Annotated in this window: 13 protein-coding genes and 1 tRNA gene; 8 read left to right on the plus strand and 6 right to left on the minus strand. The window is 61.0% G+C overall.

What is annotated here, in order from left to right; all coding sequences use genetic code 11:
- Positions 1-39 precede the first annotated feature (39 nt).
- Both H7A19_18645 and H7A19_18650 read right to left on the minus strand, forming a co-directional pair.
- Positions 40-1,248 carry a MotA/TolQ/ExbB proton channel family protein gene (locus H7A19_18645; protein MCP5476853.1) on the minus strand — a complete coding sequence of 403 codons (1,209 nt, stop codon included), beginning with the start codon at positions 1,246-1,248 and terminating at the stop codon, positions 40-42.
- 227 nt (positions 1,249-1,475) lie between these two features.
- Complete coding sequence (locus H7A19_18650) at positions 1,476-2,255, minus strand: DUF3450 family protein (GenBank protein ID MCP5476854.1); 780 nt, start codon at positions 2,253-2,255, stop codon at positions 1,476-1,478.
- 297 nt (positions 2,256-2,552) lie between these two features.
- Between H7A19_18650 and H7A19_18655 the strand changes: the two genes are divergently transcribed.
- Positions 2,553-3,116, plus strand: coding sequence for an outer membrane beta-barrel protein (locus tag H7A19_18655; protein ID MCP5476855.1), 564 nt, complete (start codon positions 2,553-2,555; stop codon positions 3,114-3,116).
- Between the two features lie 95 nt (positions 3,117-3,211).
- On the opposite strand, the gene H7A19_18660 is transcribed toward H7A19_18655, so the two are convergent.
- Positions 3,212-4,525, minus strand: a complete 1,314-nt coding sequence (locus H7A19_18660) for an autotransporter outer membrane beta-barrel domain-containing protein (GenBank protein MCP5476856.1) — start codon at positions 4,523-4,525, stop codon at positions 3,212-3,214.
- A 483-nt stretch (positions 4,526-5,008) separates the two neighbouring features.
- On the opposite strand from H7A19_18660, the gene H7A19_18665 reads away from it, so the two are divergent.
- The 3 genes from H7A19_18665 to H7A19_18675 all read left to right on the plus strand — a co-directional run bounded on the left by H7A19_18665 (position 5,009) and on the right by H7A19_18675 (position 8,615).
- Positions 5,009-5,085: transfer RNA gene (locus tag H7A19_18665), tRNA-Arg, on the plus strand.
- Between the two features lie 277 nt (positions 5,086-5,362).
- A complete protein-coding gene (locus H7A19_18670) occupies positions 5,363-7,195 on the plus strand; it encodes a PD-(D/E)XK nuclease family protein (GenBank protein MCP5476857.1) in 1,833 nt (610 codons plus the stop codon).
- 1,168 nt (positions 7,196-8,363) lie between these two features.
- Positions 8,364-8,615 (plus strand): hypothetical protein, encoded by a 252-nt coding sequence (locus tag H7A19_18675; GenBank protein MCP5476858.1) that lies wholly within the window; start codon positions 8,364-8,366, stop codon positions 8,613-8,615.
- Positions 8,616-9,134: 519 nt separating this feature from the next.
- Here H7A19_18675 and H7A19_18680 read toward each other — a convergent pair.
- Both H7A19_18680 and H7A19_18685 read right to left on the minus strand, forming a co-directional pair.
- Complete coding sequence (locus tag H7A19_18680) at positions 9,135-9,701, minus strand: hypothetical protein (GenBank protein MCP5476859.1); 567 nt, start codon at positions 9,699-9,701, stop codon at positions 9,135-9,137.
- On the minus strand, positions 9,694-10,386 hold the full coding sequence (locus tag H7A19_18685) for a hypothetical protein (protein MCP5476860.1): 693 nt from the start codon (positions 10,384-10,386) through the stop codon (positions 9,694-9,696). Before H7A19_18685 ends, H7A19_18680 begins: the two co-directional genes overlap by 8 nt.
- Positions 10,387-10,863: 477 nt before the next feature.
- On the opposite strand from H7A19_18685, the gene H7A19_18690 reads away from it, so the two are divergent.
- Positions 10,864-13,437 carry a relaxase domain-containing protein gene (locus tag H7A19_18690; GenBank protein MCP5476861.1) on the plus strand — a complete coding sequence of 858 codons (2,574 nt, stop codon included), beginning with the start codon at positions 10,864-10,866 and terminating at the stop codon, positions 13,435-13,437.
- Positions 13,438-13,468: 31 nt separating this feature from the next.
- Entirely contained in the window at positions 13,469-14,014 is a 546-nt protein-coding gene (locus tag H7A19_18695) for a hypothetical protein (GenBank protein ID MCP5476862.1), read from the plus strand.
- A 50-nt stretch (positions 14,015-14,064) separates the two neighbouring features.
- On the opposite strand, the gene H7A19_18700 is transcribed toward H7A19_18695, so the two are convergent.
- Entirely contained in the window at positions 14,065-14,685 is a 621-nt protein-coding gene (locus H7A19_18700; protein ID MCP5476863.1) for a recombinase family protein, read from the minus strand.
- Positions 14,686-14,737: 52 nt separating this feature from the next.
- Here H7A19_18700 and H7A19_18705 point away from each other — a divergent pair, with 52 nt between their 5' ends.
- The gene (locus tag H7A19_18705; protein MCP5476864.1) at positions 14,738-16,096 is read left to right on the plus strand and encodes an AAA family ATPase; all 1,359 of its coding nucleotides are present in this window, start codon (positions 14,738-14,740) and stop codon (positions 16,094-16,096) included.
- A gap of 18 nt (positions 16,097-16,114) precedes the next feature.
- Positions 16,115-16,438 carry a hypothetical protein gene (locus H7A19_18710; protein MCP5476865.1) on the plus strand — a complete coding sequence of 108 codons (324 nt, stop codon included), beginning with the start codon at positions 16,115-16,117 and terminating at the stop codon, positions 16,436-16,438.
- The last annotated feature ends 413 nt before the right edge of the window (positions 16,439-16,851 follow it).

The following is a 16,851-nucleotide window of genomic DNA, read 5'->3' on the forward strand; positions in this document are numbered from 1 at the left end:
GCCCTCGTGCCTCGTGCCCTCGGAGCGCAGCGTCACTCATCAAGCCGCCTTCGCCGAGAGCGTGCTGTCGCGACGCTCCTGGTACATGTTGATGACCTTGATCGCGCCCTGTTCCATATCGTCCTTGATGCGCTCGGCCCAGCCAGACAGCAGGTTGCCGAGCAGCAGGCAGGGAATGGCAACGATCAGGCCAAGCTCGGTGGTGACCAGCGCGGTGGCGATGCCGCCAGCCAGCAGTTTGGGATCGCTGGTGCCGAACTCGGTGATCACATCGAAGGTCTGGATCATGCCGGTCACGGTACCGAGCAGACCCAGCAGCGGCGCCACGGCAGCCACCATCAGGATGATCGAGCCAAAGCGGTTCAGGCGCGTGCTTTCGTGCAGGATGGCCTCGGAAATGATGTCTTCCAGATGCTCGCGCTCACGTTCGATGTTGCGCAGCGCGGCGGTCACCACTCGGGCGGCCGAGCCCTTGCGCTGCTTGACCGCATCGATGGCTTCGGCGGCACGGTGCTGACGCACCAGCGGCGCGGCGGCGGCAATGGTCGGCTGCACGGCGGCACCGGCCTGCGAGAGGAAGATCGCGCGCAGTACCACCAGCACCATGGCAATGGCACCCAGCGCCAGGATCACATAGCCGATGGGACCGCCCTTGGCGACTTCGCCACTGACCGTTTTCTTCTCCGGTTCGGCGATGGCCGAGGCTGCACTTTCAAACACGAACACCGGCAGCACAGCGGGCTTCTCGCCCGCGGCCAGCGCCTTGGCGATGTCGGCCGAGGGCTCGCGCCAGAGCTTGAACTGGCCGCCGCCGGCAGGCACCAGCGCACCGGCACCCTGATCGCTGATGCCGTAGACAGCGATATTGCCCAGGCGCAGCAGCGTGCCCTCCACCTGGGTGCCGTCGGCCAGGAAGAAGCTGCCCGGCTGCTTGCGCACGGTCGACAACTCGCCCAGCTTCTGGTCGGCGGCGGCAAACATCTGCGCGGTCTTGTCGCCATCGGCCAGCGCCGCAAAGGGCTCCGACTTCATCAGTTCAATGCCGAAGCCTTCCAGCGTGGCGCTGGCCTGGGCAAAGGTAGCCGCCAGCAGATTGCTGGTTTCCTCGTTGTTGATGGCGGCTTCTTCGGCCAGATTCGATTCGTCGGCGAGCCGGCTGGTCTCGTTGTCCAGCGCCAGTACGCGGGACTCGAGCGCGGCGATTTCCGAGTTCAGTGCAGCTTGTTGCTGCGTCGAGTTGCGCTGCATCTGCTGCAACTGCGCCGCCAGCTCGCGCTTCTGCGCCGACAGGAAGGCGAATTCCTTGCGATAGGCTTCGTCGACCGAGACTGGTTTGGCCGCGGGCGGCGTGGCTGCTGCGACCGGCGCCGGCGCCGGCGTCGTGGCGGCGGCGGTCTTGGCCGGCTCCGGATTCTGCGCCGACAGCCCGCTGGCGATCAGCAGGCACAGCGCCATCAGGCCATGCTTCGCGCGCTTCATTGCACACCTCCGGCCAGCGCATTGGGCAGTTCGAACCAGCCCTGGCGGATCTGCTTGCCGAGGGCATCAAAATAGGCCAGCACGCGTTTCTGATCGGCCGGATCGGTCAGGACCTCGAAACGCCAGTCGCCGCCGACCGACTTGGCCATGCCGACGCGGCCGTCGCTCAGACGGAAGAACAGCATCATCGACCCGACCTTGGCGACGTCCGCCAGCACCTCGGCGCCGTCCAGCGGGATGGTTTGGCTGTAGATGCCGTTCTCGCGCGTGATCCGGAACTCGTCCTCATAGAAGGCCCACAGGCGGTTGGCTGCGCGAGGCGTGGCCAAGGTGCCCGATTCGACCTGACGCTGAAGCTCGTCCAGCTCGGCCAGCCGTTCGCTCTGCTTGAAGGGCAGCCCGGATGCAATCCGCTGTCGCAGTTGTTGCAGTGCGCTCAGCAACACCGGCTTCAGCGCATCGCCAGCGACACCGGCCGATTCGGCTTCGGCCTGCTTCTTGGCCAGATCCTCGCGCAGCTTGCGTGCATTCAATTCGGCGCGATTGACCGAGGCTTGAAGCTCTGCCTTCTGGGCTGACAGCGCCGCCATCTGCGTGCGCGCCTCCAGGCGCGTCAGCTCGACGTCGTTGTTGAGCTGCTCCACCTCCGAGCGCAACTTGATCAAGGATTCCGCCAGGGCGCCGGGGGAACCGCCCGACTGGGCCGACACGGGAGCGGTGACAAACAGCAGCGTGCACGCAGCAGCAATGCACATGCGCATAGGCATAGGGTTCATGACGCGGACCGAGAGCGCTTGGAGAAAGCGATGGGATCAGTCTAGGAAGCATTTATGACGGCCATGTTGCAGCGTCATCATTTGTCGAATACGACGGGGTGAACGATCAGGCCGCTGCCGCAGCGGCCCGCACGCGCCCAAGACTGCGTGTTCAGGGTTCGTGGTCCATCATTCGCGCTCGCAGGCGCAGCCACCCGGTGGCTGCGCTTGTCCACGGACCTTCAGAAGCTGCCGGCTGAAGCGCAAGCCTTGATTTCCGCCTGCACCCACTCAAACCGAATAAGGACGTCCAAAGCCATGAAATCCAATACCACGCTGTACCTGCTCGGACTCGTCGCCGCACTGAGCGGCAACATCGCCGCAGCCAGCAACTGGGAGACCAGTGGCTACACCGGTCTGGGCTATGTCGACGAGAACGGGATTGACGATCAGTCCTTCTCCAGCAGCACCTCCCTGGTCTATCGCTTCAACGACACGCTCGGCATGGAAGGCGGCTACACCCGTTTTGGTGATTTCAAGGACAACTTCGACGTGACTGGCGGCCGTGCCAAGGCCGAGGTCGGCATCGACGGCTTCACGCTGGGTCTGAATGCGCTGATCAACACTGGCGATTCCTGGTATCTGACCGGGCGCATCGGTTTCTGGGCCTGGGACGCCGATTTCAAGCTCAGCGTGCCCGGCACTGCCACGCTCAGGGACAACGACAGCGGCACCGACCTCTACGCCGGTGCCGGTTTCGGATACAACTTCACGGAACGCTTCGGCGCGGGCCTGGGTGTCAGCTACTACAGCGTGGATGTGGGCGGCTCGAATACCGGCGTGTACATCGTCGGATTGAACACCCACTACTCGTTCAAGTAAGCCAGGAACGACTCGGGCCGGCAATTGCCGGCCCGAGCGTTGCCGTCGCTGCAGCGCAGCCCATTGTGGCACTGCGCTCTACGCCGCGTTGCCGATCAGAACTCCATGCGCAGGCCGAGGTTGATCTGTTCCTGGGTGTAGCGGCTTTCGGCGAAGTTGCGGCGATAGCTGAAGAAGCCCGACCAGCCATTGGCCCACTGCGCGCTCATGCCCAGCGCGGCACTGCCATAGCTGTTGTCTTCGGCATCTGCCACCATCAGGAAGTCGACGGCGCTCAGGTTGACATTGGCCGACAGATCGCCGGTGTAGCGCACGCTGGCGGGTTCATTGTTGGCGCCGTTCACCTTGATCAGTGACAGATCGACAAAGGGCAGGTAGACCCCATTGCTGCCGCTGATGGCATAGGCCGCGCGCATGCCCAACGCCGTGCGATTGAAGGACTCGTCTATGGGCGCCACCTGCAGTGCCCAGCCGCCACCGTTGGCCGTGGGATTGCGCGAGATTTCGGTGTAGCCATCGCTGTCGGCCTTGACCAGTTCCACCCGCAGATAGGGATTGAAGCTGGCCGCACCGCGGTTCACCTGGAAACCGGCCGTCAGTGCCAGCAGGCGCTCGTCACTGTCGAACTTGGAATCAAAGCTCTGGTCTACCGAGGAGCTGCCGAGACCATAGGCAATCCGCCGCACCTGATCCTGCTTGCGCCGATTGAAGGTCAGCAGGGAGTCCAGATAGAAGCCATTGTCGGCTTGCCAACCGGCAAACAGGTTGAAGCCCGTTTCACGCGTGTCCAGCTTGCCCGAGGCGCCGGTGTAATCGAGATTGCTGCGGCCGAAGCTGACCGCTGCGCCGACGTGGGAGTTCGGGCTGGTGCGCAGATCGACACCCACCGTGGCGGCATTGCCATCGCTGCTGAAACCATCCTCGTTGGCACTGCGGTCGCGGTCGTTCTGATCGAAGCGGGCATTCACGAACAGTGACCAGTCAGCCCCATCACCGTCACCAGACAGGCTCATCGCCACCACCGAAGGATCGGCAGTCATCAATGCCGCCCAGCCCGGGCCGCTGCCGCTGGGCGCCACCGGCACCAAGCTGGCCTTGCCGAGGCCAGAGCGATCCAACGGGATGGTGGCGTTGTCAGCGGTGATCCGCGCCAATGCACTGCGCACCGCGGTATCCAGGGCCGGGTCGGCACCGAAGGCCGCACCCACCAGGGTATTGCAGTCACTTTGCAGTCGTGCGCTCAGCCGGTTGCCGGCAAAACACAGCGTGCCTATGGCCCGAGCGTTGTTCAGGGTCGTTGCCGAATTCGCAAACTGGCTCAGCTGATCAATGGCTGGATTCTGCGCATGGGCGATTGAACTCATCGCCAGCAAACCCATCGCCATCCATGTTGTGGTCTTGTGATGCATGTCGCCTCCATCCCCGGTTAACGCGAATCGTGCGCAATCAGCGCGCAGTCTAACGCCTTGTGAACAATTCGTAAGCCTTGGTTTTTTGCACGTCAGCATTCAGAGACCAGCCGACGCTTCCCGCAATCCCTAATCTGGCGTACCCCGCCGTACCGCCTTCGCGTATGCTCCGCGCTCGCGAGACCTGAACGCCAAGGCATGAATGCCGAAGCCGGCGTAGAGCACCAGGGGTAACAGCGGACGGCTTGCGCGCCATGGCGCGCGACCGATCGAACGCCCGGCAGCTATGCTGACGGGCCGGACGGACGGTTCTCGAATGCCTTAGACTTGCCAACAACGCGCCTGTAGCTCAGCTGGGTGAAGGGCGGTCCGCGCAGCGGACGCGAGGCACTACCTCGCGAGAACTGAACGCTGAGGCATGGATGCCGAAGCCGGCGTAGAGCACCATGGATGGTTCTCGAATGCCTTAGACTTGCCAACAACGCGCCTGTAGCTCAGCTGGATAGAGTACTGCCCTCCGAAGGCAGGGGTCGTGGGTTCGAATCCCGCCGGGCGCGCCATCTAAGATGCTGATCTAAAAGACGAAAAATCTCTCTCATTCATTTGCCCGAGTGGACGGTCGTGGAATTTCCCGCAATGTTCCCGCCAGTCTCGCCCCCAATCTCCCAGCATCGTCGGGCCATGTCTCGTGGATTGACGTATCCAAATTGCCCTGAAGCCTCTCTGAGCCGCGACACACTTTGTCGGGTATTGGCGTCAAAATTCCCTATGTCCTGATCTGCCGGCCACACGGCGGCGTTGATCAGCCGGGCAACGCTAGCTCACGGGAGTAGCTCCATGTCGAAGAACGCGGATTTTGAGGTGTTGGCGTGGCTGGAGGCTCTTAGCCATCAGATCGGCCAGCTCAGCGAGTATCGACGGCAGCTCGAGCCGCAGCTTGCACCCGAATTCAGTGTGCTTCGGTATGCGCGCACGGACGAAATCGGCTTGTCCCAGATTCTTGCGGACATGCTGAATCCGAGAGGACCCCACGGTCAGGGTGAGCGCTTTCTCAAGTGCTTCCTGGTCCGATTCTGGAAAGATGCTTCCGCCATCAATGGAGCAGTGTCGGTTCGTACGGAGGTGGCTACCGACAGGATTGTGGCCAAGCAGCGGCGCATCGATATCGAAGTCAATTTCGGTGATCGCGTGCTTGCCATCGAGAACAAGCCTTGGGCGGCAGATCAGCAGGCGCAGATTTCAGACTATCTCGCGCATCTCAAGATAGTCGGTCGCCCGTACAAGCTGCTCTATCTGGCCGGGGTCGACGGCCAGCAGCCCGCGGAAGCCAGCGTCGCGATCGAAGATCGCATGGCGCATGAGAGGGCAGGTACGCTTCACCTGATGAGCTACCGCGACATGCGCGATTGGCTCCGGGATTGCCTTGGCTGCTGTGAGAACGAGCGTGTCTCGATCTTCCTGCGGGACTTCGATCGATTCATCGCGACTCGATTCTCCAACGACGCGGAAGACTTCGAGTCCAGACTAATCCTGGAGTCCGCGCTCGCCTCTACCCAGGGCATCAATGCCGCCGTGCACTTGTACTCCCCCGTCGCCCGGGAGCTCAGGCAACTCTTGCTGCGAGATCTGGAGGGCCAACTTCGGGATGAATTCCAAAGAATTGCTGAATCTGAATTCAAGGGTTGGGTGTTGTCGATCCCCAAGCCCTTGGACACGAAGCACGCTCAGGTCGAGATTGCACGTGATCCCGCCAGTGCATTGAGACTCGCGCTCGCGTTCGAGGCATCCAATTGCGGCGATTGCTTCTTCGGCATCGGTCGCCGCAACGTTCAGGACGACGCCGGTTCCCCGCAGCTAATCGAGGCGCTCAACGCGGCCCTCGGCATCGGCCAGTCCACAGCGTGGTGGGGATGGTGGCGCCCCTTCGAGCAACGTTATTGGTGGAACGATCGCTCGGTCTGGACGGGAATCGTCGATGGAACCCTGTCGAAGAGAATCATGAGGCAGCTCTTGGAAGTGCTCCGGATCGCCGCCAGGTCGGAATTCGGCCCGCTGTTCGACTACCCCACTCGCGGCCCGACAACTCCCATCAGAGTCTCAATCGATGTCCAATCCAGCGAATTGACCAAGAGAATTCATGCTCGCATGAACCCCGAGCTAACCAGGCACGTCTTCGCCGTCGACGCCACGAATTGGCCATTACGCCGGGCCTTGGCGGAGCGAGTCAAGTCGACGCTTCGCAGCCGGCTGGAAGCATTGCCCGGGTTTGGCGGGTGGATTGATGCCACTGAAAACGATCTGACGAAGATCTATAGCGGCATCGGATTTCGAATCCAGTCACATCGTGCTCTTGAAGTCCATCTCGAATTCCAGTCCTGGGGGTGTCGCAATGCCATCTACGGATTGTGCAGTGAAGGCATCGACGGACGCTCGGACATCGCTGCAGATCTGCGGCGACGTCTTCACGCAGCCGGCGTAGGAACTGGCAGTCACTCAAGAGGTTGGATCTGGTACCAGAGCCTTGATCCGACAAACTGGTTCGATCAGGTCGAGACCTCCATTGCTGCCTACGAAGGGCAGATTGCGCGGCAGGCAGCAGCGCAAATTGCAAGCTTTTTGGGTGCCATCGAGCGTGCTGGAATAGGGGTTGCCACCGGATCCACTAGCTGATTTAGGCTACGTCAAGTCTGATGCTTGCCTGCGGCGACGGGAATTTTCGATTGGCGGGCAGAGGATCGGTCAGAGTCGTCACCGAGAACGCGCCGGGATCGCCGCCGTCGTCGACTCCAGGTTGAAGCTGATTAGGAGCCTTCCGTTGATCAATTAGCGCCAATGGCCCTTGAAGAATTTGCCATGGCACGTGATCGCGATTGGGCGTCGACAACTTGACTCAAGGCACCCGTAGTGGCCTTGGAATACGCGCCGGAGAGATCGATATCGACTCGAAATAGCGCTCCGCCAGAGCCGACAATTTGGGCCGCGATGCAAGCCCGTGAGCAACCTCACCTCGGTTCCTGCAACCATCACAAGCATCGAGGCGGAAGCTCGTAGAATCCCGTGCCGTCCTGATCACGGACATGCTGCCGGCCCCCCAAAGTCCGACTCAGCTTGCGCTTCTTCATCGCCAGGCGATCGGCGTAAACTGTCCAACCGAGAAATCCTGCGCGCTCCAATTGAGGGTCCGACTAATGCGACAACTGCTGGCTATTTTCTTGCTCGCGACGTCTGCGTCCACTCAGGCGCAAGGCACCATCATCGTAGACGCGAACCAGGCGATGGTTGGGTATGCCGTTGATTCGCTAACCGGCTCCCTGACGGGGGTCGCCAGTTCGAAAGGATATACATTTGCCGTGGATATGCTGACGGGCGTGATCTCAAGTGACCGTTTCACAATTGCCGGAGGCATAACGTCGACACTTTCGTCCTTGTACTTCACAACTGCCGATTGCAGCGGACAGGCGTACTTCATAGGTCCGCCTGTGGCCGGCGGGTTTCTTCTGAGGCATGGCACAGGACAGGTCTATTACGCTGAAAAGGGAGAAATGCCGCAAGTTAGGGCTATACCGGCCAGAAAGGTATCTCCGGGGGCTTCCTGCGAAGCTTGGGGAGGAACCGCTTCGAGTGTAAGGGCACTGCAAAATGATCCGGCCGTTACAGGCTTGGCAACGGGGGAGTTTGCGGCTCCGCTTGAGCTCTCATTTTTCCAAGTCTGGAATACACTCTTCAGGGATGGTTTCGAATCGCAGTCATGATTGCAATGCCTCACATCTAGGGAAGCTCTGAGCAAGTTCCGCTTCTTGTGGTCTGATCGGGTCAAGGATGCCGGGTGTTCGGTCGTATGAGTCTGGTGAGTTTTGGTGTCGCTGAGTACCCGGGCAAGCGCAAGCGGACGCGCCGGGAGAAACTCTTGGTGGAGATCGAAGAGGCGGTTCCCTGGCTCACGCTGCAGTACTTGATTGATCCGCACTATCCGAAAGCTGGTGGCGGCCGCCGACCCTATCCGCTGGCTGCCACGCTGCGGATTTACTTGATGCAGAACTGGTTCATCAAAGCAGTAGACCGCGCTGCCAGGAAATTGATCACGGTTTAGTAATGGTCATTCTTGCGACATCACACTAAGAGCCCGCTCGCCGGGGCTCCCTTTGCTTCGCATTATTGCTGCATGCAGAAGAATTCTGAGACGACAAAACCCAACCGACCTATGAAGTCGGTTGGGTACTGCCTATCCGCTTGAACACCGGGCCCTCGCGGGCCTGGGAATGCAATTCCAGCTACCGATACAACTTTCCATCTCGAGCCCTTTCGGGCCGAGGAATGCAACTCCAGCAACACCTCTACATCTCCACCTCGAACCCTTTTGGGTCGAGGAATGCAACCGCAGCAACGCGCTTACTTCTTAACCTCGAACTCTCGCGGGCCGAGGACAGCAAACACAGCAGACTCTTCATGTTTCCACCCCAGCCCTCGCGGGCCAGGGAGAGCGACCGTTGCTGCGAGGTTGAGATTACGGCAATCATCCCGATGGATGCAATATCGACGAATGAGGTACTTGGGATCGCAACCCGTGCTTAGAATTGACGCGATGCCCTGTAAGAGCCATTGACCGCAGTCACTTCACCTGGAGGCATGTGCCCGGCTTTCCTGCAAGCGAGCAATTCCGTAGCTCTATCTGGTTCACGGTTCTTGCGACGAATGCCACTCGTTCACCGGCAGTGGTAGCCGACCAGGTCAGCCAATTGGGTGGCAGATTCTTGGCAAGCTCCGCCTGCGCCGTTCGTAGTCCGGCAATCTCTTCTCGGAGGTAGCCAATCCAGCCTCGCTCGGCAAGGGCAAAGACAGATAGATGAGTCGCCATCAGGATCAGCGCCGTGGCCGCAACTAAGGCAAGCTTATGGGCGGGACGCTCCCAGCGCGCTCCCTTGATGGCGTAGCGGGTGAGGTCCGTGATTCGCTCAGCAGCGCGGTCTACCAGTTGCGTCACTTCGTGCTCCGATCTCGCGCGCACATGACTGGTAGCGATGCGCGTGAACCGGTCAAGGTCCAGTCTTATCGCGGCGGCCAGAAGGATCCACACGAAATCATCGTCTGCCAGTCGCGCAGCAGCACCAAGGCGTAACAGCTCCAGTTGCTCGGCAACTGCGAGCCGCTTGAGTGCAACGTCTCTGAGACTATCCATAGACGGCATCCGCCAGCGGCTGGCATTCACGCATCCATCTGCGCAGCAGTGCTCGGTCCACCAGTGGCACATCGCCCATGTCGCCATCAGCGATCCGACTCAAGGGCGCCTCGATTGACCGGATACGTGCCGTCACTCGATCGGCGAGCGCGGGTAGGACCGTCTCTGGGCCATCCCAGACGGCGCGACAGTCATCGTCCCAGCCCAGTCTGTGCGCCGGGCCGAAATAGGTGTTGAGTACCGCCAGTCTCACGTCGGCAACGCTCGCCAGTCCAGTCTCGGCACACTTTCTCGCGGCAGCTGCAGAGTCGTAGCTCGATCCGATGGCATAGGTGACCACCAGCTTGCGACGGACCTGTTGGGCGACGCTGATGATCTCTTGGGCGTATGCGTCGACCACGGCGCTTGCGGCGGCTGGGAGGTTTACCAACACGACGTCGGCATCGCAGGCCTCGATCTCCGACATCAAATCGCTCAACGCATCAGCCGCGCTGTCGGCGGTCAGCAGTGGAATCGATACGCCCTGATATCCATATGCTCTATACCTTCTGGCGACGTCCGGCGCCGATTCATCGCATTCGACCAGCATGGGCCGAGATGGGGCAAGCTCCGTCAAGAGCGTCGCTACGGTGCTTTTGCCAACGCCACCTTTCTCGCCGTGGGACACGATCATCAATCGTTCCATCTCTCAATTTTCCTTTTGCTGCTACTCGGCGCGGCCGGCGCCGGTACGGGAGGGGGGGCGTCGCGGGATGACCGAGCTTTCGCTGGGCTGGATCGAGCCTCGCTGACGGCGACTGCCTTCTTCGCGCGAGCGTACGCAGCCAGAAGCGTGGATCGCGGGATCCCGAGTACTTCGGCGATCTCGGGCCAGCGGGCGCCTCGTTTTCGACTCTCCTCTATCTCCGGGAGCATTTCCCGGACCCGCGCCGCGACGGATCGCGGTCGGTCCAGTGTCTTGAGGAACTCTTTCATTCGACTCTCGGCATCTTCGTGCATTGCTTTGCCCTCCAGAAAATGATCTCATCAACGACGCAAATCGTACAAATAGCGGCGACTATAGTAACTAAAAGACGCACATGGAACATACAGGACGATGGTGGATTCGTATGGACGCAAAAAGTATTGATCACACCCCACGCACCCTTTGGGTTCTGTCCAAATGTTGACAATTGGCAGCCACAACGGCGCTGGCGGAGCGGCGGAATACTTCGAGGACCATCTTCAAACTGGCGACTACTACACTGCGAGTCCCGGGCGCTGGTACGCGGGCGCGGCGGCGTCTGAACTGGGCCTCCACCCGCAAGTTGATGCTCAAGCGTTTCGCGCGGTTGCTGAAGGCCGGAGCCCGGACGGAACTGCATTGGTTCAACGCGCTGGACCGGAGCATCGTGCAGGGTGGGATCTCTGTTTCAGCTCGCCCAAGTCAGTCAGCGTGCTCTGGTCTCAACTGGGCGCGAGTCAGCAAGCTGCCATCACCTGCGCTCATGAGCGGGCTGTCACCGCGGCACTGGGATTGCTGGAGCGAAACGCCCTTCGCGCCCGCGTCGGCAAAGGAGGCGCAGCGCAGGTGCCGGCAAGAATGCTGGCGGCGCTGTTCGCCCACGATTCGAGTCGGGCGCTGGATCCGCAATTACACACGCACGCGTTCGTCTGCAACTGCGGTCTCCGCGCTGACGGTCGCTGGGGTGCCCTTGAGAGCCGCAATCTATTCACGTGGCAAACCGCTGCTGGGACGGCTTATCGCGCTCAGCTCGCGCATGAGCTTCAGTTGCTTGGCTACGCCGTCGTTGCCGACGGTCGCGCCTTCCGAATTGATGGCGTGCCGGATGCGGCCTGCAAGGAATTCTCGCGCCGAAGGAACGATATCGAGCGCGCAGCATTGGAGTCTGGCGTTAGCTCCCCGGCCGAAATGGAGATGGTTACGCTGGCAACTCGGGCAAGGAAAGTGGAAGCGGACCCAGAGGAGTTGCGTCAGGGATGGCGGGAGCGAGGCGTGGCGGTCGGCTTCGGCTACCATGAGGCCGTCGGGCTGCGCGGATCGTCGCACCCAAAGCTCAAGCCAATCGATCCCGACGAGATACTCAATGCCCTGACCGCCAACAATGCGGTGTTCAGAGTCCAAGATATGTGGCGCTTTGTCTCAGAACAGATGCAGGTAGCTGGCGGAGGTATTGATAGAGTCCAGAAACTAGTGGCACGTCTGCTGGACAGCGATGAAGTCGTGTTGATCAATGGCGAGCGATATACGACACGCTCGATGCTTGAGTTGGAACGGCAGGCGATCACGGCAGCGCAAGCGTTGGCCGGTCAAGTTGGCTTTCGTTGCTCGGCCGCCGCGTCCCAGCGACCGCTGAGTGCGGAGCAGTCTCGCGCTTTGGAGCACGTCGTATCGGACGCCGGTATCGCAATCGTCGAAGGCCGCGCCGGTACCGGCAAGTCATACATGCTTGGGGCGGCGAGAGAGTGTTGGGAGAGTTCGGGCTTCGAAGTCATCGGCACCGCCTTGGCCGGCAAGGCCGCCCAAGGGCTGCAGGAAGGCAGCGGTATCTCCTCGCAAACGCTGCACTCCCTGCTTTCAGAGGTGGAATCGGGTGCTCGAAAGCTCGGTCCCAAGACGGTAGTCGTGGTCGACGAAGCAGGCATGGTGGGGACTGCACAGATGCAGCGCTTGCTCACCGCTGCCGCTTCCGCATCTTCGAAAGTAGTGCTGGTCGGAGATTCGTGTCAGCTGCAATCCATCGATGCTGGTGGAGTCTTTCGTCGCCTTTCATCCGAGCTCGGTGCCGCGGAAATGTCTGATATCCGGCGCCAACGCAATGACGGTGACCGACGGGTTGTCGTCGACCTGATGCAGGGAAGGGCGGGCGACGCGCTCGAGACTCTGGCTCGCGATAGGCGCATTCACGTTTGCGATGGCCAACCCAGGACGATCGCACGGATGGTTCAGGATTGGGCCCGCATGTCCGATCCGAGCAGACCCGCTGAATGTCTGATGCTTGCTGCTACGCGCGCGGACGTGCGCGAGATCAACGCTGAAGCACGGCGCCTGCTCAAAGAGCGCGGCAAGCTTGGTATCGAAGCGCTTGCGGTCAGCGGCTGCAGTTTTTCGGTTGGCGATCGCGTGCTTTTTCTTCGCAACGATCGCCATCTCGGAGTCAAGAACGGCACGCTGGGCACGGTCCGTGCGATTGACGCTGGATCGCTGGTGGTAGATATCGACGGCGCAGAATCGATCGTCGTCGATACCGGGAACTACCCTCATCTGACCCACGGCTACGCGGTCACTGCGCATAAAGCTCAGGGCGTGACAGCCGACAAGGTGCTGGTTTTCGTCAGTGATCGCATGGCTAGCCGCGAATGGGGATACGTTGCGGGCTCACGGCATCGCGACGAACTGCACATCTATTCCGACCGCAGCGTCTATGCCGGGATTGCCGAAGACCTGTCGCGCAGCCAGGTCAAGCGCATGGCGCTGGATGAACTCGGCAAATCGGATTCGCGCGGGACGCTTCGAACGACGCCCGGTGGGTTGAATTCTGACTTTGGTGGCTGGTCAGCGGATTCCGTCGGACTCGCGGTCGAAAGCACAGAAGTTGAAGAGCTCGACGTCCACGTCGATTCGGTCGAGGTACGGCCGGACCCGGAGCCCGATGTCTGTGAGGTTGGCGACGGGAACAGGATGGAGGATGAGGATCAGAGCAATGGACTCGAATTGCTCGATCCGTCGATGTAGAGCCTGGAAATGTATCCATGAGGAGGAACCCATGTACTGCAACGAAATGGACTGGATATCCGCGGCGCCCGATCGCGACTGGTTCGATTTGGGAGATGAGGAGGCTTTCCGCAAGCATGTCGTGGCGATCGAGAGATCAATCGATAGATTGAGAGGGAGCACGCATGGATGGTTCTTGAATTCGCCCGAGGGCCGACAATGTCTGGTTCAGTTCTTCAATCGTGCGGGATATGACGCCGACGCCTTGGCGGTCCTGGACGAAGTGCTGAATGTTGTCTGCTCGACTTCAGTGACGCCCGGCTTCGACACGGCGACCATCGTTGCGTCGATCATGTCAGTGCTGACTCACCCCTATTGCGCAGAAATCCCCATCGAGAGATTCGTGGAGATCGCCGAAGATATCAGTCCGATGTTCCTCGAACATCCCGAAGCCAAGGCGGCAGCTCGGGTGGCGCAGATGCTTTTTGTTGCCCATGAGATCTCCCGGCGGTACTCGGCGGATGCCTTTGGAGGCGGGGCCTCCTGCCGGGCAAAACCGGTCGATGAGGAGGATGCGATGACGCCTGGCGCCCGATGACGGCATCCATCGCCTGACGGCGATCTCTCTCGCGACGGATTTGCCAGTCACTACTCCACGACCATCCTCAAGTACTTGTAGACCGTAGCCCGCCCCACGCCAAAACGCTGGCCGACGGCGACGGGGTCAGCGCCGGGTTCGGCCATTGCGGACTGAAGTTGCTTGATCTGCTCGGCCTTGAGCTTGTGTCGCCTGCCGCCGATGCGGCCTTCGGCTCGTGCGGCAGCTACGCCGATCTGGGTCTGTTCACTTCGATGGGCGCTTTCGAAGTCGATCAGTCTCTGGATGATCGCGGCAAGTGCGCCGGGCGGTATGTCTGGCGCTGGCCACCAGTCGCCAATCTGTAGATGTGCGCCCTGCTGGTCCAGGCCCGTCAGTACGTCCGTCAGATCGGCCAATGTGCATGCGAGGCGCTCGATTCGGGTTACCCGCAACTCGTCGCCCGGTTTCAGCCCTTCAATGCACCTCATCAGCGTGTCCGATATCCGGCCGCTCGCCAGCGTTTCGTAATCGGTGTGAATCGAATCGCATCCCTGCAGATGGAACAGCTGCTCCTTCATCTCCGGGTCGTCGCGGGTGGCGCGGGCGTAGCCGATTCGCACGATGGTAGGTATGCCAGGAAAGGTGCCTTTAGTGTACTTGATCGCAAATTGATCGAACGCAGCCCGCATGGTACGGCAATGGTACGTTATAATAGATGATTCCGGGGAACAGGGCGCCCTCATGTCATCGTCACGCTGGAAGAAGGAATTGCAGGCCTTCCCGGAACTCCGTCTCAACGACCTGGCGAGTGAGCCGCTTCGGCTGGTCCTTGCGGCGCTGGCAGAGCGCGACGGCATGCCGGTGGCGGATTGGCTCAGGCTGAGACTGCGGTCGATGGCGGCGTTGGCCATGCCCAATGCTGTCCGCGAGTGCCTGTTTGCCGGGAATGGACGGCGGGGCGTTGGTCCGGCTGAGCCCCTGGACTACGTTGCGTTGTCGATGCCGCAGGAAGAGAGCGATGTTCCAGACGACGGCTGCCTGTGGTGGGCCGCCGACATGCTGGAACCTGATATCAAGGAAGCGGTTGCCCGATTGCAGCTGCAGAACTTGCAGTCGGTGAAGCCGGGCAAGGGACAGCACGAGCTCTGGAAAACCCCGGTCATTGATCGCGGAACGACCTTTGCCCGGGACGATCACCGCAAAGTCTGGCACCAGCAGTTGGTCGAGCAGGGCCCGATGCGACAGCGTGTGCGCGTCACAACGACCATGCAGCGCCGGGTCGAGCGTCTGCTGGTCGATGCCCCGAACTTCAGGGAAGCCACGCTGTTCGTGCTGGGTCAGCTGGCGCTGGCGCGACGGGGTGGGCGAGAGCTTCGAATTCCGCCGCTGCTGCTGGCTGGCCCGCCGGCAGCCGGGAAGACCTGGTGGGCGGAGAAGTTGGCGAAGTCCCTGGGCCTGCACTGCGAGTGCATCACCTTGCCGTCAGTGAGTGCCAGCTTCGAGATTTCGGGCGGCACATCGCAATGGTATTCCGGCGCGCCGGGGCAGGTCATCAAGGCCTTCCTGCGAACCCCCAACGCCTCGCCGCTGTTCGTGCTCGATGAGCTGGACAAGGCGGTCACGGACGGCCGCTATCCCGTAGCGCCGACCCTGCTCGGACTGATTGATCGCTCAGCGGCCGTGCGCTGGCGGGACGAGTTCTACGATCAGGAGTTCGACGTATCGCGGTCCTTGTTCATCGCCACGGCCAACCGCCCCGAACGCATCGATTCCGCGCTGCGCTCCCGCTTCAGGCGAATCGATGTACTCGCCCCGAAACGTTCGGAGCGGGCATCAATCGTCGCATCGGTCTGGCAGGAACACCGCTCCTTGAATGCCGAGATGCGCCTGCCCAGAGCCTTGGACGACGAGCTTGTCGAGATCCTGCTCGATCAGTTCGAAGACGCCCGACAGCTGATGCGACTGTTCGATGACGGACTCGGCCGCGCTGCAAGAAGGCGAGGGCCATTGCGACTGTTGCCCTCTGATGTCGGTGGGCGGGTGGCGTGGCTGGCAGCCTCAACAGCCGCCGATACGAGTACCAGCCCCAAACCCAACTGAATTGCCCGGAGAACCGTCATGCATTGGACCGATGCCGCTGGAACCTGCCCGTTCTGTAATGGCCATGTCACCGGCGGATGCCTGGTGTGCCTGCGCTGCGGAGCGCAACGCTGCGTTGAGCTCGACACAACCAGCAATCTGCGTTGCCGGGTCGGAACAGCCCTCTTCGTCTGGTTCACGCTGTTTTTCTGGATCATCGCGGCCTTCGCCAGATCTGGCGCAGTCTGGGCTTTCTATCTCGGAGGGATCTTCGTGCTAGGCACGTTCGCCTTCTGGCGCCTACCCAGGAAAGTGGAGTGGATGCGCGATGGCGCGAGTTTACTGGTGCCGTACCGGCGGTGATCAGCATTCGCCCGCCAAGGCGCGCCCGTGGGCATCCGATGGGGGATCGTCATATCGTCTTGTGTGTGTCCCTCATTTGGCGCTGTAGAGTCTCTCCCGCGCTTGGTCACGAGGTGTCCGTGAGCCCTTTGCTGATCCTGTCGCCGGAAGGCCAACTGTGGGTGCTTGTTAAGACGGGGAGACGGATCAGTTCCAAGATTACCTACGGAACCACTGCGCCAACTTTGCGGACGTTGACATCATCGTCGAGACTGACGACTGACTTCAGGCGTGCCTGAGTGGCGATATATGAATTATCCAAGCTGCGGCCGACCGGCATGCTTGCTTTGACTCGGAGCTCGAATCGAGCGGCGCAAAAAAGTGCGCTGGGTTCAGCGGCACGACGGGAGTTGTGAAGCTGCCCTTTCGCAGGC

The sequence above is a fragment of the Rhodanobacteraceae bacterium genome (genome assembly GCA_024234055.1).
Classification (GTDB): Bacteria; Pseudomonadota; Gammaproteobacteria; order Xanthomonadales; family SZUA-5; genus JADKFD01.

Excerpts from the sequence above, each read along its gene's own strand:
- H7A19_18645 (MCP5476853.1), bottom strand. The coding sequence starts at position 1,248 with ATGCAGCGCAACTCGACGCAGCAACAAGCTGCACTGAACTCGGAAATC.
- H7A19_18650 (MCP5476854.1), bottom strand. The coding sequence starts at position 2,255 with ATGAACCCTATGCCTATGCGCATGTGCATTGCTGCTGCGTGCACGCTG.
- H7A19_18655 (MCP5476855.1), top strand. The coding sequence starts at position 2,553 with ATGAAATCCAATACCACGCTGTACCTGCTCGGACTCGTCGCCGCACTG.
- H7A19_18660 (MCP5476856.1), bottom strand. The coding sequence starts at position 4,525 with ATGCATCACAAGACCACAACATGGATGGCGATGGGTTTGCTGGCGATG.
- H7A19_18670 (MCP5476857.1), top strand. The coding sequence starts at position 5,363 with ATGTCGAAGAACGCGGATTTTGAGGTGTTGGCGTGGCTGGAGGCTCTT.
- H7A19_18675 (MCP5476858.1), top strand. The coding sequence starts at position 8,364 with ATGAGTCTGGTGAGTTTTGGTGTCGCTGAGTACCCGGGCAAGCGCAAG.
- H7A19_18680 (MCP5476859.1), bottom strand. The coding sequence starts at position 9,701 with ATGGATAGTCTCAGAGACGTTGCACTCAAGCGGCTCGCAGTTGCCGAG.
- H7A19_18685 (MCP5476860.1), bottom strand. The coding sequence starts at position 10,386 with ATGGAACGATTGATGATCGTGTCCCACGGCGAGAAAGGTGGCGTTGGC.
- H7A19_18690 (MCP5476861.1), top strand. The coding sequence starts at position 10,864 with ATGTTGACAATTGGCAGCCACAACGGCGCTGGCGGAGCGGCGGAATAC.
- H7A19_18695 (MCP5476862.1), top strand. The coding sequence starts at position 13,469 with ATGTACTGCAACGAAATGGACTGGATATCCGCGGCGCCCGATCGCGAC.
- H7A19_18700 (MCP5476863.1), bottom strand. The coding sequence starts at position 14,685 with ATGCGGGCTGCGTTCGATCAATTTGCGATCAAGTACACTAAAGGCACC.
- H7A19_18705 (MCP5476864.1), top strand. The coding sequence starts at position 14,738 with ATGTCATCGTCACGCTGGAAGAAGGAATTGCAGGCCTTCCCGGAACTC.
- H7A19_18710 (MCP5476865.1), top strand. The coding sequence starts at position 16,115 with ATGCATTGGACCGATGCCGCTGGAACCTGCCCGTTCTGTAATGGCCAT.